This window comes from Providencia sp. PROV223 (assembly GCF_028479245.1).
Lineage (GTDB): Bacteria > Pseudomonadota > Gammaproteobacteria > Enterobacterales > Enterobacteriaceae > Providencia > Providencia rettgeri.
In genome coordinates, this window is sequence record NZ_JAMPNG010000010.1 from 85,346 (window position 1) to 99,685 (window position 14,340).

At 43.3% G+C, this 14,340-nt stretch carries 14 protein-coding genes; 13 read left to right on the top strand and 1 reads right to left on the bottom strand.

The window, feature by feature from the left end; all coding sequences use genetic code 11:
* Positions 1-435: 435 nt before the first annotated feature.
* Positions 436-2,730: a carbamoyltransferase HypF gene (hypF, locus tag PR767_RS12710; protein WP_109911740.1), complete on the bottom strand. Its 2,295-nt coding sequence runs from the start codon at positions 2,728-2,730 to the stop codon at positions 436-438.
* A gap of 485 nt (positions 2,731-3,215) precedes the next feature.
* Between hypF and PR767_RS12715 the strand changes: the two genes are divergently transcribed.
* The 13 genes from PR767_RS12715 (at position 3,216) to PR767_RS12775 (ending at position 14,332) form a co-directional block, all read left to right on the top strand.
* The gene (locus PR767_RS12715; RefSeq protein WP_109911739.1) at positions 3,216-4,145 is read left to right on the top strand and encodes an MBL fold metallo-hydrolase; all 930 of its coding nucleotides are present in this window, start codon (positions 3,216-3,218) and stop codon (positions 4,143-4,145) included.
* A gap of 354 nt (positions 4,146-4,499) precedes the next feature.
* Positions 4,500-4,814, top strand: coding sequence for a nitrite reductase small subunit NirD (nirD, locus tag PR767_RS12720; RefSeq protein ID WP_004908430.1), 315 nt, complete (start codon positions 4,500-4,502; stop codon positions 4,812-4,814).
* A 2-nt stretch (positions 4,815-4,816) separates the two neighbouring features.
* The gene (locus PR767_RS12725; protein WP_004908428.1) at positions 4,817-5,125 is read left to right on the top strand and encodes a recombinase-like helix-turn-helix domain-containing protein; all 309 of its coding nucleotides are present in this window, start codon (positions 4,817-4,819) and stop codon (positions 5,123-5,125) included.
* Between the two features lie 57 nt (positions 5,126-5,182).
* Entirely contained in the window at positions 5,183-6,223 is a 1,041-nt protein-coding gene (locus PR767_RS12730; RefSeq protein WP_004908426.1) for an aromatic ring-hydroxylating oxygenase subunit alpha, read from the top strand.
* Positions 6,216-6,971: an SDR family oxidoreductase gene (locus PR767_RS12735; protein ID WP_117162546.1), complete on the top strand. Its 756-nt coding sequence runs from the start codon at positions 6,216-6,218 to the stop codon at positions 6,969-6,971. The genes PR767_RS12730 and PR767_RS12735 overlap by 8 nt, the downstream gene beginning before the upstream one ends.
* 33 nt (positions 6,972-7,004) lie before the next feature.
* Complete coding sequence (locus PR767_RS12740; protein WP_004908423.1) at positions 7,005-7,781, top strand: IclR family transcriptional regulator; 777 nt, start codon at positions 7,005-7,007, stop codon at positions 7,779-7,781.
* Between the two features lie 109 nt (positions 7,782-7,890).
* Positions 7,891-8,808, top strand: coding sequence for a VOC family protein (locus PR767_RS12745; protein WP_109911737.1), 918 nt, complete (start codon positions 7,891-7,893; stop codon positions 8,806-8,808).
* A gap of 4 nt (positions 8,809-8,812) precedes the next feature.
* Positions 8,813-10,030, top strand: coding sequence for an NAD(P)/FAD-dependent oxidoreductase (locus PR767_RS12750; RefSeq protein WP_109911736.1), 1,218 nt, complete (start codon positions 8,813-8,815; stop codon positions 10,028-10,030).
* Between the two features lie 20 nt (positions 10,031-10,050).
* The gene (locus PR767_RS12755; protein ID WP_004908419.1) at positions 10,051-11,331 is read left to right on the top strand and encodes an MFS transporter; all 1,281 of its coding nucleotides are present in this window, start codon (positions 10,051-10,053) and stop codon (positions 11,329-11,331) included.
* A gap of 25 nt (positions 11,332-11,356) precedes the next feature.
* The gene (locus tag PR767_RS12760; protein ID WP_442959519.1) at positions 11,357-11,869 is read left to right on the top strand and encodes a cupin domain-containing protein; all 513 of its coding nucleotides are present in this window, start codon (positions 11,357-11,359) and stop codon (positions 11,867-11,869) included.
* 15 nt (positions 11,870-11,884) lie between these two features.
* The gene (locus tag PR767_RS12765; RefSeq protein WP_272520420.1) at positions 11,885-12,724 is read left to right on the top strand and encodes an alpha/beta fold hydrolase; all 840 of its coding nucleotides are present in this window, start codon (positions 11,885-11,887) and stop codon (positions 12,722-12,724) included.
* A gap of 10 nt (positions 12,725-12,734) precedes the next feature.
* Positions 12,735-13,529 carry an SDR family oxidoreductase gene (locus PR767_RS12770; RefSeq protein WP_004908414.1) on the top strand — a complete coding sequence of 265 codons (795 nt, stop codon included), beginning with the start codon at positions 12,735-12,737 and terminating at the stop codon, positions 13,527-13,529.
* Between the two features lie 11 nt (positions 13,530-13,540).
* Positions 13,541-14,332: an aspartate dehydrogenase gene (locus tag PR767_RS12775; RefSeq protein WP_004908411.1), complete on the top strand. Its 792-nt coding sequence runs from the start codon at positions 13,541-13,543 to the stop codon at positions 14,330-14,332.
* The last annotated feature ends 8 nt before the right edge of the window (positions 14,333-14,340 follow it).

Consider the following 14,340-nt stretch of genomic DNA (forward strand, 5'->3'; position numbering starts at 1 on the left):
AATGAAATAAATTCTTATTTAAGTAACCTGATGCATAAATATAAAATAAGATCCTATTCCTACCGCGTCCAAATCATTTGATCTTCATCAAGAGGCAATAAGAAATTTTAATTTTTTTATATATTTGCTAGAAAAATCGATTCAGTAAACCGTATTGAAAAAAGAAAAGAAATATAAATAAATGGATTTAATTTTCAATAATGCGTTATATATCACATCATTTAAAATATAAAATTCTTTTATTTTCATTGCGATATTGAAATTCATTATTGCAACTTAATTAATTAAGCGGAATGTGTGTATTAATAATAAACAATCCATTAATATAAACATGAACATGCTAAATAAGAATCAATATCAAAAAAAACAATATAATCCATTAAATATAATAAACTGCAAAGTTATAAGTGGATATACAATCTTATAAATATAATACTATTCATCAATAATAGATTCATGTTTCAATATTGCAGAAGCGATAGCTACCTGCCCAAGTGATAGCCCCCCATCGCCCATGGGAAATTGTTTTGCATATAACACATCGAACTCAGATAGATTATTCACTAATAGCTCTCGCAATAGTTGGTTATGAATCACACCACCTGACAAAACAATTTGCTTAGTACCATATTGGTTCGCTGATTTCCTTGCAAGCTCGGCAAAACCTTGCGCTAATGCCACATGAAATGCATGCGCCCGTTGTGGTTTAGGCGCACAGTACGTCATCCATTGTTGCCAAAATGTGTGTAAATCCAATTGTTGACCAACTAACGGCATAGTGACCGGATGCGTAGTCACAGGTGACTTCATTGCAATCGCCTCAAGTTGGCAAGCGGCTTCCCCTTCCCAACTGGTTTGCGCCGTACAAATACCTAACGCTGCAGCAACCGCATCAAAAAGCCGCCCAGTGGATGAAGCCATTGGGCTATTAATTCCTTTTTCAATTGCTTTTTGTAAGCCTTGCCAAGGAAATGACATTAAATAAGCGGCACTTTCTTGCTTTTGCCACTGGGGAACAAACTGTAAACAATGAGCAAGGAAATTACGCCATGGCTGGCGAGAAGCTAATTCCCCTCCCGGTAGTGCAACTGGAGGTAACCCCCCTAGATATTGACTGGACTTATAATCCACCAGTAAGCATTCACCTCCCCATAAGCGGTCGTCATCGCCATACCCCAACCCATCGAGAGCTAACCCAATAACTTTATTACTATTTAACGGTAAGCCATGCTCGGCCATTACCGCAGCAATATGCGCATGATGATGCTGCACTTTTAGTAATGGAATTTGTAATTGCTGTGATAACGCCTCCCCATAGCGCGTACTCACATAACTAGGATGCCTATCACTGACTATCGCTGCTGGCGTGAAACGATAAATAGATTCAAATAATGCAATCGCAGACTGATATTGTTCGAAAATATCCATGTCATCAAGATCGCCAAAATGTTGGCTCATTACCGCACTTTTGTCTCGCAATAAACAAAAGGTATTTTTAAGATCCGCCCCTAAGGCCAGTATTGATGGCGAATTTTCAAACCCTTCAGGTAAGTCAATGGCATCAGGAACATAGCCCCGCGCACGGCGGAGCATTTCCGCTTTCCCATCATGATAACGCACCAATGAGTCATCTGCGCGTTGGACGATATCGCGATTATGAGTGAGGTAAACGTCAGCGATATTGGCTAAATCTGCCAGCGCAGCTTGCTCACTCAACACAGGAGGCTTTCCAGATACATTTCCTGACGTCATCACTAATGGGCGATTAACTTGTGCCATCAATAGGTGTTGCAACGGATTAGACGGCAACATGACACCGACTTCCGCTAGGTTTGGCGCAATATATTGGCTTAATACATGATTTTTCCAATTTTTGATCAATACAATCGGGGCTGCTGGGCTTTTTAATAATGCACATAGCCCATCACTAGGCGGCATATTGTGCAACTCTAACCAATTCAGTGATGGGATCATTACCGCCAGTGGCTTAGTTGGGCGACATTTACGAACGCGCAAAGCCTCTACCGTCTCATCATGACTCGCATCACAAGCAAGGTGAAAGCCCCCGATCCCTTTAATAGCAACAATTTTCCCTGCCAATAGCTGTTGAGCAGCCAAGAGTAATGCGTTCTCTTTATTTGCAATCGTTTTTCCTGATGAGTCGCATAATTTAATTTCAGGGCCACACACCGCGCACGCATTGGGTTGTGCATGAAATCGTCTATCTGCTGGGGATTGATATTCCTCTAAACAATTAGGGCACAAGGGAAAATCAGCCATTGCGGTATTGGGCCTGTCATAAGGCATATGGCGAATTATCGTGAAACGCGGGCCGCAATGCGTGCAATTTATGAATGGGTAATGAAAGCGCCTATTTGATGGAGTGAAAAGCTCTTGTTGGCATGCATCGCAAGTGGCGGCATCAGGGATCACTTGGGTATCCATTTTGCCTTCACCACTACGGCGAATAGTAAATGCGTTGGGTAATTTATCCCATTGAAAAGATTGCGGTTCAATACTTTCTATATGGGCTAACGGTGGGCAGTTTTGGTACAATAACTGGGTAAATTCAGTGATATCCGAATCAATACATAAGCGCACTAGCACCCCTTCGCCATCATTACAGACATCACCTAATAGTTTGCATTGGTGGGCTAATTGCCAAACATAAGGGCGAAACCCGACCCCCTGAACTTTCCCTTTAATGCGTAACTGTATACCACTTTTCACTGAGATATCCTCTTACCACTGTAAGGATATTTTCGCGCTAAAACATAAAAAAAGCTTCACTTGAGATCAAGAAAAGTCGTGGAAGTACAATTGACCGATTCATTTTTCAAAAACCGATTCATTAATTAGCAATACAATAATGATTGCATTAAAAAATAGAGCCTATCATTTATTCATTAAGAATTCTAAACAGTCTTAAATATAAACTTAAAATCCAATTTAACTTGAATGCGTAAACAATATAACTTTCTCTATTAAATAATATTAGAATTATAGCTAATTTGATTAATTATTTTCAGAATTATTCTCTATAAATCAACATAAATAACCTTTCTAAATCATTCACCTAGTCCATAAGAACGATAGTATCCCGTCATACATAAACGTAGACTCATTCACATATTAACAATATAGCAACATCTTGGGATAAATGAATATTATTCATAAAAAAACTCAATCTATTAATAATATAAAGAGGTGATACTTTGAAATTAAAACAACTTTTCGTTTCTCTTTCTATCGGTGCTGCGCTATTTGGTGCTAGCCATCTAGCTAGTGCAGATGAAATTATTACGCTTGGAACAAAAGGCGGTCCTTCCTTATTAAATGAAAAACGCTTGCCGCAATCTACAGCATTTATCAAGAACGATAAAATATACCTATTTGATGCGGGATACGGAGCAAGTTTGCGATTAGTTCAATCAAAAGCCCCATTAAAAAACCTTGATTCTATCTTTATTACCCACCTTCACAGTGACCATGTTGCCGATTACCCAGCCCTACTGTTAAATGCCTGGAACAGTGGTTTAAACCATAATATCGCTGTTTATGGCCCTGTTGGAACGGAAAGTATGACAAAAGGTGTTTGGGATACATTTAGTCGCGATATTGATTTACGCGTTAAAGATGAAGGTAAACCTGATTTGCGCCAAATGGTTACAGCAAAAGATATTCAAGAAGGGCCTGTACTCAAGAATGATGATGTCGAAATTAGTGCCTTATTTGTTCCACACCCACCTTTTAACTCAGACGAAGCCCTCGCTTATAAAATACAATCTGGCGGAAAAACTATCGTTATAACTGGTGATATGATTGATAATAGCCAAATCATTGAATTTGCTAAAGATGCTGACTATTTAATCAGTGAAGTCGTCTTAGTTTCTGGGGTGGAAAATTTAGCAAATCGTATCGGCAACGGTTCAACGCTGGCAAAAGCGATTATTTCCCACCATACGACCGCAGAAGATGTCGGCAAAATAGCCCAACAAGCCAATGTAAAACACCTTGTACTTACCCACTTAGTTCCTGCAGATGACCCATCCATTACCGACGATGTGTGGATTAATGAAGTGAGAAAACAATACTCAGGTCCAGTAACGGTCAGTAAGGACTTACAACGTTTTGAGGTGAAATAGTTTATTTGAATATATCATCAATAGGATATTGCATGTAATCTCTTAATATCCTATTGATATTAACTTATATACTGAGCCTATTATCCTATAGCTTATTTTTCACTTTTCTCCATAACTCATCCCCCCAAACACCGTAAATGAGTAGTCCTATTTGAATAAATCTTTCACAAGTTTCTCATATGAAACCAAACTCCATCATAACCTCGACACGCCCCACATTTTGAAACGAATATTTTACATATAGCCAACATTTGATTGACTAATAATCATCCATACAATTAATCTGGTTTTAAATAAAAAACAATGTTTCACCTATGAAACAAAATGTTACAGCACATTCAAAAGGAGAAAACCATGAGCTGGGTTGCAGTCTGCGATATCTCACAAGTTCAAGAAGAATTTCCTTTTTCCGCCAAAGTTGATAATGCCGAAATTGGGATCTTCTTAGTTGAAGACCAATATTATGCCTTAGAAGATGTTTGCCCACATGCCTACGCTCTGTTAAGCCAAGGTTTTGTTGAAGATGGCAAAGTGGAATGCCCATTACATGAAGCCGTTTTTGATATTAAAACAGGTAAATGTTTACGCGAACCCGGTGGGCGAGATCTCAAAACCTACCAAACACGCGTTCACGACAACCAAATCGAAATCAGTTTGATTGAGGAGTAGAAATGGAACCCATTCAAAATTTTAACCCGTATTTGCCGGCGAATAACCAAATCATCCCAGCGCGAGAAGGCGGTAAAGGCAGTATTCAGGCACCAGGAAGTGCACCGAATATCGTTTGGCAAACACGTTCACGTCTCCCAGATGAATATGAAAATAAACTTATTTTTGCACTGGAAACGCTATTCGCCGCAGGCACTGAATCACTTGAAGAATTAGTTAGCGCATTAAATCAACAACAATTATATGACCGACAAGGGCACCCTTGGTCTACCAGCAGTTTCCGCGAATTTCTTCTTGTCAATGGTTACTAATACATTGTCATAAAAAGAAAATAGAACAAAAACACTTTTGATAAACGGAAGCAAATGATGACAACGAATACACAACTTCAAAACTATCAAGATTACCTCGATGTCGGATTACGAGGGCAATGGTACCCCGTATTATCCAGTTGGGAAGTGAGCAGCGACCCCATCGGTATTACCCGTTTAGAAGAACAAATTGTCCTTTGGCGTGATGATAAAGGCCAAATTCACGCACTAGAAGACAGATGCCCACACCGCGGAGCCCGTTTATCAATGGGTTGGAACCTAGGTGAACGTATTGCCTGTTGGTACCACGGCGTCGAAGTCGGTGGTGATGGCGTCGTTAAAGATGTTCCAGCGGTCAGTCAATGCCCTCTTGAAGGTCAAAAATGTTTAAAAACCTATCCCGTTCAAGAAATTCATGGCGCTATCTTCCTCTATTTTGCGGTAGTTGACGGTGAAACACCTCCAGCCCTTGAGTTTCCTGAAGAGTTAGCTGATGACGAAAACCATAGCAATTTCCTCTGCACTGCATCGTGGAAATGCAATTACCAATATGCATTAGAAAACGTGATGGACCCAATGCATGGCACCTATCTCCATTCATCATCACACTCAATGGCAGAAGGTGATAAACAATCAGAAATGATCCTAGAAGCAACAAAAAATGGGTTTATTTTCCGTAAAAATGACCAAATTGGTGTCAACTTCGACTGGGTGGAATTTGCGAGTACAGGAGCAAATTGGCTACGTTTATCTATCCCATATCAAAAACGCTTCGGCCCTGGCGGGCACTTTTGGATTATCGGCATGGTCGTACCTGAAGACCGTCATCACACTCGAGTTTTCTTTTGGCGTATTCGCAAAGTGAAAGACTGGCAACGTGATTTATGGCGCTTTATGTACCGCAACCGCCTAGAAGGGCTACATTGGGATGTCCTAGAACAAGATCGCATTATTTTGGAAAACCTCACACCAAATGCACGGGATAAAGAGTTTCTTTATCAACACGATGTGGGGTTATCTCGCCTACGCCGCATTATGCAACGTGAAGCGAAGAAACAGTTTGACTTAATAAACAATAAGGAAACTGAAAATGCATGATGTCTTGTCAGGAAAACGCATCGTAATCACAGGCGCTGCAAGAGGGCTTGGCTTTAGCTTTGCACAAGCCGCTGCAGAGCAAGGCGCTCAAGTTATCTTGTGTGACATCCTCGAACAGCGATTACAAGAAAGTGTCGAGTCCTTACAACAACAAGGTTTTGAAGCCCAAGGTGTTTCTCTCGACTTAGCGGATCCTGACTCAATCACTCATGCATTCGACAGTATTGGCCAACAAGGTGCAATTGATGGGCTGATTAATAATGCGGCTCTGGCAACAGGAGTGGGTGGAAAACTGCTCGATGAATATGACTTGGCGCTATGGGATAAGGTTATGACCGTCAATGTCAGAGGAACGTGGCTAGTCACCAAAGCTGCTCTTCCTTTTTTAAAGCAGAGCTCCCGCGGGAAAATTATCAATATTGCTTCTGACACCGCACTTTGGGGAGCTCCCAAGCTGATGGCCTATGTCGCCAGTAAAGGGGCTATCATCAGTATGACACGCTCAATGGCACGTGAACTCGGAGTTCACCGTATTTGCGTCAACGCGATTGCTCCGGGACTCACAAAAGTCGAAGCGACCCAATACGTCCCAGCCGAGCGCCACCAGCTATATGAAAATGGCAGAGCATTACAAGGGGAGCAGATGCCCGAAGACGTTACAGGAACCGCTTTGTACTTGCTTTCGCCTATGGCTGATTTTGTTACAGGACAGCTAATCCCAGTTAATGGTGGCTTTATTTTTAACTAATTTCGCCATTTTGTCGGTAAAGAGGTGAGGACCATGAATTCAACATGTAAATATCTGGTACCCGGTTTGGAAAAAGGGCTACAGCTTCTTTTGCTACTTGCAGAACAGCACCGTGAGCTCACATTTGCCGAGATCCTTCGCTTAGTCGATATGCCCAAAGCAACGGCTTACCGTGCGATCCAAACCTTAGTGCACTTGGATTTCCTCGTCCAACACCCGCGTACTGGGGCATTTTCATTAGGCCGCAAAGTACTCAGCCTTGGTCTTGGCTATATTGCATCGCTCGATTTAACCCAGTTAGGCCAGCCGATTATCGAGCAACTCAGAGACCGAAGCCAATGTAACAGCCATTTAGTCATTCGAGATGGCCGAGACATTATTTACATCGCCAGAGTCAGTGGCGCAGAATCAAAAATTAACCATGTTAGCGTAGGCACGCGTTTATTAGCCCATCGAACCTCACTCGGTCGTATGCTACTCAGTGGGTTAACTCGCGCTGAATTCGATGCACTTTACCCAGACGATGAGCTACCCGACAACGCAGGCAGCAAGCAGGAATTTTGGCAAATGATCCAAGCTGACAAACTGCGAGGCTATGTGATTGGTGAATCATTTTATCGTCGAGGAATTTCATCCATTGTTTACCCTGTTTATAACCAAGCGAATGGCGTAGAAGCGGTGATTAGCATCATGGTGCCAATGAATAGCATCCCTGCACAAGAGTGCCGGCGATTACAAAATGAAGTGAGCTATGCAGCCCAAAAACTCACTGAATTTATAGGTGGCATGAGCCAAGCAAAAGCCGTTTAGCGTTAACCGAATATCATCCACACATTTTTAGGTTTATTGCCATAAGCCTCAGGTTCTTTTTGCCCAAAAAAACCTTTGGTAATAACACCAATCGATAGAGGACTTTACAATGTCAGTGATTGGAATAGAAAAATTAGAATTTGGTGTTGAAGATATCCCTAGCTGCCAGAAATTTTTACATGATTTTGGCCTTCAAGCAGCCTCTGATAACGCCTCGTTATTTACCACGTTATCGGGTGCTGAAATACAGTTATTTTCCTACCAAGATCCAAATTTACCCGTACCTTTTGAAGCAGGTTCAACACTGCGTCGCATTACGTGGGGAGTTGAAAGCCCAGATAAACTCAAGGAGATCATTGAGAAAATTAGGCCTTGTGATGGTTTTCAACTGACGTCAAATGGCGCACAGTGCCGTGACCCAAATGGCATGACGGTCGCTTTCACTATTAGTAAACAAAAAACGGTTGAATTAGAGGTCACCGCTATCAACCAATGGGGGGATATTCGCCGCATTGATAAACCCAGCCCAGTTTACGAAAAAGCCACGCCAATTAACGTCGGTCACGTAGTATTTTTTGTTGATGACTTACCTTCTACAGAAGCGTTCTATTGCCAAAAACTGGGTTTTCAAGTTTCAGACCGTTATATCGACCGTGCCGTCTTTTTACGGACACAAATAAACGGTTGCCACCATAACCTGTTTTTGCTGAAGCTTCCTCATCGTGGCAGCGGCCTCAACCATGTCGCTTTTACGGTTCGTGATATCCATGAAGTGATTGGCGGCGGTCTGGCAATGAACCGCCATCAATGGAGCACCTTTATTGGTCCAGGCCGGCACCCTATCTCATCCGCTTACTTTTGGTATGTCAACAGCCCAACAGGTGGGGCTTTCGAATATTACACCAATGACGATTACCTAACCGATAAATGGCAACCGCGCGAACTAGAACATTCCTTAGTTTCATTTACGGAATGGGCTGTGGAAGGTGGTCTTGATTATGAAACTCGCCGCCAAGTTAAGGAGTAACGCCATGAGCTCATTAATCCAAGGCGGTATTGTCATTATCGGTGGGGGTCAGGCAGGTGGTTGGGCAGCAAAAACCCTACGCGATGAAGGTTATCAAGGTATTATTTCGGTGATCAGCGATGAAAACCATGATTTTTATGAGCGCCCACCGCTGTCTAAAGCCGCATTGACACAGGAGAGTTTTTCATTATCGCGCTTATTCAGCGAACAAGAAACTAATGCCTTAAATTTACAGTGGTTTCGCCCACTACGTGCCACCAAAATTGATAGCCAAACCCAATGTATTTATTTAAGTGATGGTCGTGCCATTACGTTTGACAAATTACTGCTCGCGACAGGCGGTCGGCCTCGCTACCTGTCGAATCGTTGGCAGCAACATCCACAAGTATTTGCCTTACGTTCATGGGATGACGCGCAGAAATTACGTAGTGCGCTGCTCTCTGCACAAAAAATTGCCATTATTGGTGGTGGTTGGATTGGCTTAGAAGTTGCCGCTTCCGCTCGAAAAATGGGGATTGATGTCACGATTTTTGAGCGGCAAAGCCGCTTATGCGAACGAAGTGTACCGCAGAATGTTTCAGAGGCTCTTGCATTACGCCACACACAAGCAGGTGTTCATGTCATAACCGATTGTGGAGATATCGAACTTGGCGAGCCGACAACAAGTGGATTACAAATTAGTTGCCAAAAACAGCCTTCGCAAAATTTCGATCTCGCTGTTATGGGGATTGGTGTTGAATTAAATCTCGAACTTGCCAAAGAAGCGGGTCTTGATGTTACCCACGGTATTGTGATTAATCACCATGGGCAGACTTCTCACCCAAATATTTACGCTGCGGGCGACGTCGCTTGCCATCCAACACTGTCCTTATGTTTACAGTCATGGGCTTATGCGCAAAACCAAGCCATCACCACAGCAAAAGCCATGCTAAACCCGCAGTCTGAAGGGTTCAATGAACTCGCTTGGTTATGGTCAGATCAATACCAGGACAACATCCAAATTTTAGGTGTCCCAACCTCACAAAAATTAAAACATATTCAACGGTATACCCCTAATTCAGAGGTTCATTTTGCTTTAAATGAAAGCAATGAATTGGTGCAAATGATTGCATTTAATGATGCACGTGCCATCAAACTAGGTAAACGTTGGATACAAGGCCACCGCAAATTGGACCCTTCACAACTTGCTGATCCCACATTTTCATTAATGTCACTGAAATAGTGTCCAGCAGGAGAAATCTCATGGCTAATCAGACTATAACCTTACAAAATTCAGAGCATGATCAAGTCGAGCAAGATGTTCCTGAAAAGATCAATTGGTTGATCCCTATCGGGCTGTTTTCCTGTGTACTACTGGCTTTCTTCGATAAAATCAGTATTGCAGCTCTATTTTCCGACGAAAAATTTCAGCAAGCACTGGGGATTGATTTTGACCCAACCCGTTTGGGGTTACTAATGAGCGCATTTTTATTCGCTTATGGTGTTTCTTCCATGCTGCTAAGCGGTATCGGCGATAAATTTCACCCCACCAAAATGCTGCTATTTATGATCAGTAGCTGGTGTTTTCTCATGATTTTTATGGGATTCACACACCACTATGGCACGATGGTTTTTCTGCGTGTATTGCTAGGAATTGCCGAAGGGCCTTTGCTGGCAATCGCTTACGCCATTGTACGCCGTACCTTTCCGCCAAAAATGCAAGCTCGTGCCACCATGATGTGGTTATTAGGTACACCGTTAGGCGCAGCATTAGGCTTTCCTATCTCATTGTATTTACTAAATAACTATGGTTGGCAAAGTACATTTTTTGTCATGGCCGCCTTTACTGTTCCTGTTTGGTGGCTTGTGGTGATTGGTATTCGCCATCCCAACTTAGTCAATCGTCAAGCTCAGACTAAAAACACAGCAGGTGAAACACTTCCAGCGGAACAATTGGCCGCGATGCGAGCCCATAAAAAACGCTTATTCCAAAATAGCCATTTTTGGATTATCTGCATGTTTAATATCGCTTTTCTTATCTACCTTTGGGGAATGAATGGTTGGTTACCCAGCTATTTAATTAAAGGTAAATCCATTCACTTAGAACATGCGGGAATTCTGTCATCCCTTCCCTTTATCGCCATGTTATTTGGTGAAGCCATCGGAGCGTGGTTATCAGATCGCTACGATCGCCGCGCACTCGTTTGTTTTATTTCACTACTTGGTGCCGTGTTAGGCCTTGCTGGTGTGTTATTTCTCACTGGCACCTACAGCATCATTCTTATGATGGCATTTAGCATGTTCATGTGGGGGGCGGGCGCACCAAATATCTTTGCTCTACTCGCAAAAGCCACACAAAAGCAAGTCAGTGCATTAGCAGGCGGTATTTTCAATGGGTTAGGAAACCTTGCTGGCGCCGCTGCACCGCTGGCAATGGGAGTTCTTATTACCGTCACTCACACTATGGATAGCGGGCTGTTATTTATCGTCGTCATAGGTTTATTCGGCAGCTTGTTACTAGTGCCTTTACTGAAAAAATATTAATTCATTTTTTATTGGAGATAACACCATGTCACAACCGCAAATCAAACCACAAGATATTCCAATGGCACAATGGATTGAGTCACGCATTGCTCGCCTTGAAGGGCGTAAATATGACTGGAATGCCCTGAAATTCCAAGCGGATTACGACCCTAAATATCGCCGCGCACAAATGCGCTATATCGGCACGGGTGCGACTGGCGTTGCTAATGATGTCAACACCGTTCCCGCAGAGAACTTTACCTTCTCCACCATGGTTCTCCCTGCCAAGTGTGAAGGGCCATTACACCTCCACCCCGATGTTGAAGAAGTGTTCTTTATGTTGAAAGGCACCATCACGTTGTTTGTAAAAGATGGCGATGAAGAGTATGAAACCGTACTGAAAGAGCGTGACCTAATTTCAGTCCCTGCGGGCATTTATCGTGGTTTATTTAACCACGGGGAAGAAGAAGCCTTAATGTGCGTCATGATCGGGACACCAACACCTGCGATCCCAACATATCCCGAAGAGCACCCTTTATCAAAAGTTAAACGTAACTAACAGGAGTCGTCAGTGATGAATTTGCTCAATAAAAAACTCCCGGAACCACTGATAGCAGACTTTGGCCAATATCGTCTCAATTGGCGAGAAGCAGGCCAAGGGCACCCAGTGGTATTGTTGCATGGTATCAGCTCTGGATCTGCTTCATGGGTAAGCCAACTGACCAGTCCATCACTGACAAAACACTATCATCTCTATAGCTGGGATGCGCCCGGCTATTTAGAAAGCCGTGAGCTAGAGACGACAACGCCTACCGCTATTGATTACGCAAATGCATTGAATGCTTTTTTTGACAAATTAGCCTTATCAAACATCGTGTTAGTGGGACACTCTCTTGGCGCCATAATGGCAAGTGCTTTTGCCTCGCAATATCCCAATAAAGTTAAAGGCTTAATCTTAGCGAACCCCGCGCAAGGTTATGCAACAAAAAGCCCTGACCAACAAAAACAAGTTTACCAACAGCGGCAAGATATTGTTTTGAGTTCTGGTATTGAGGTATATGCGCAAAATCGTGCTGCTGCTTTGTTATCCGCCAACGCAACCACTGAGAAAGTCAATTGGGTTCAACAGAACATGAAGAAGCTCAACCCTAAAGGCTTCTTAGCCGCGGCGTGGATGCTAGCCCATGACGATATCAGCCAATATTTAAATCGCTATGATGGCCCATTGGAAATACTGGTTGGTACAGAAGATACCATTACGCCACCAGCACAAGTAGAGCAACTCGCACGCCAAAAAAACTGCCCCTATTTCCTGATAAACCAAGCGGGGCACGCCAGTTATTTAGATGCGCCAGATGCCTTTAACAACCATTTACAACAATTTTTAGAGACGCTCTATTGCCAAGCAGAATAAAGGAAGACTCATGAATTTACAGTTAAATAACCGTGTTGCTGTCGTGACAGGAGGAAGCTCCGGCATCGGCTTTGCAACCGTCAAACTCTTACTGGATGAAGGCTGTAAAGTGGCATTCTGCGGTCGTGATCAAGACAAACTCCAGCAAGCGCTTACAACATTACGAGAACATTACCCTCAAGGGCATTTTATCGCACAACCTTGTGATGTTCTTGATAAAACACAAACCGAAGCTTTCGCAAAACAGGTTCATCAACAATATGGGCACGTCGATATATTGATAAACAACGCAGGGCAAGGCTATGTCGCAAGCTATAGCGATACCCCTGAAGAAGCATGGTTACACGAAGCCCAGTTAAAACTATTTGGTGTAATTAACCCGGTGAATGCTTTCTTGCCACTCTTAGAGCAATCAAATATTGCTTCTATCACCTGTGTCAATTCACTGCTGGCCTTACAGCCTGAACCACATATGGTCGCCACCTCGGCGGCTCGGGCAGCATTATTAAACATGACGCTAAACTTGTCGAAAACACTGTTACCCAAAGGGATCCGTGTGAACTCTATTTTACTTGGCATGGTGGAGTCCGACCAATGGCGACGTCGCTTCGACAATCGCAGTGATAAAAATCTCGATTGGGAACAATGGATTGGTGATATCGCTAAAAAACGCGGCATTCCAATGCAACGTTTAGGAAAACCCGAAGAGCCCGCACGTGCCTTAGTCTTTTTAGCCTCCCCCATGGCGTCGTTTACCTCGGGTGCCGCTTTAGATGTTTCTGGTGGCTTTAGCCACCATATTTAAAGGATTTAACGATGAAAACACTCATGTTGATTGGTTATGGTGCAATGGCTCAAGAAGTGATTACTCGCTTACCTAATGAGATAGCCCTGCGTTACATTGTTGCCCGGCCCCATCACCATCAAGCCATTTTGGAACGCTTTAAAGGGGCAGTCACCCCCATCGATAACCTTGACAATAATATCATTCCACCGGATTTAGTGTTGGAATGTGCGGGTCACCAAGCCGTTAAACAATATGCACCAACGGTACTAGAAAGAGGCTGGACACTGGCCATTATCTCAACGGGAGCCCTTGCTGACACGGACTTTGAACAACACTTGGTCGCCTTAACCCAACGCCACCACAGCCAGTTAATTCCACTAACTGGCGCTGTTGCTGGTCTTGATGGCCTACGTGCCGCAAAAGAGGCGAATATCACCCATGTGACCTACCTGTCACGTAAAAGCCCTGCAAGCTGGCGCAATGGCGCGGCTGAGCGTTATGTCGATTTATCACAAGTGACACAGCCCACGGTGTTCTTTAGTGGCAGTGCCCGTGAAGCGGCACTGAATTTTCCAGCGAATGCCAATGTGGCTGCCACTGTTGCACTGTATGGCATAGGGATGGATGCCACCCAAGTACAATTGGTTGTTGACCCGACTACCACACAAAACTCACACCGCATTGATGTTACGGGCGATTTTGGCCATTTCTGCATTGAACTCAATGGAAATCCACTACCTTCAAATCCGAAAACATCGATGTTAGCTGCTTTAAGTGCTGTTGAAATTTGTCGTCGAGTCGCTGAACACCGAGCTATTTAATAGGAGCC

What these genes read in the sequence shown, in the direction of transcription:
- PR767_RS12755 (WP_004908419.1), top strand. Translation starts at nt 10,051, where the DNA reads ATGGCTAATCAGACTATAACCTTACAAAATTCAGAGCATGATCAAGTC.
- PR767_RS12750 (WP_109911736.1), top strand. Translation starts at nt 8,813, where the DNA reads ATGAGCTCATTAATCCAAGGCGGTATTGTCATTATCGGTGGGGGTCAG.
- PR767_RS12765 (WP_272520420.1), top strand. Translation starts at nt 11,885, where the DNA reads ATGAATTTGCTCAATAAAAAACTCCCGGAACCACTGATAGCAGACTTT.
- PR767_RS12770 (WP_004908414.1), top strand. Translation starts at nt 12,735, where the DNA reads ATGAATTTACAGTTAAATAACCGTGTTGCTGTCGTGACAGGAGGAAGC.
- PR767_RS12775 (WP_004908411.1), top strand. Translation starts at nt 13,541, where the DNA reads ATGAAAACACTCATGTTGATTGGTTATGGTGCAATGGCTCAAGAAGTG.
- PR767_RS12745 (WP_109911737.1), top strand. Translation starts at nt 7,891, where the DNA reads ATGTCAGTGATTGGAATAGAAAAATTAGAATTTGGTGTTGAAGATATC.
- PR767_RS12740 (WP_004908423.1), top strand. Translation starts at nt 7,005, where the DNA reads ATGAATTCAACATGTAAATATCTGGTACCCGGTTTGGAAAAAGGGCTA.
- PR767_RS12760 (WP_442959519.1), top strand. Translation starts at nt 11,357, where the DNA reads ATGTCACAACCGCAAATCAAACCACAAGATATTCCAATGGCACAATGG.
- PR767_RS12730 (WP_004908426.1), top strand. Translation starts at nt 5,183, where the DNA reads ATGACAACGAATACACAACTTCAAAACTATCAAGATTACCTCGATGTC.
- PR767_RS12735 (WP_117162546.1), top strand. Translation starts at nt 6,216, where the DNA reads ATGCATGATGTCTTGTCAGGAAAACGCATCGTAATCACAGGCGCTGCA.
- PR767_RS12725 (WP_004908428.1), top strand. Translation starts at nt 4,817, where the DNA reads ATGGAACCCATTCAAAATTTTAACCCGTATTTGCCGGCGAATAACCAA.
- nirD (WP_004908430.1), top strand. Translation starts at nt 4,500, where the DNA reads ATGAGCTGGGTTGCAGTCTGCGATATCTCACAAGTTCAAGAAGAATTT.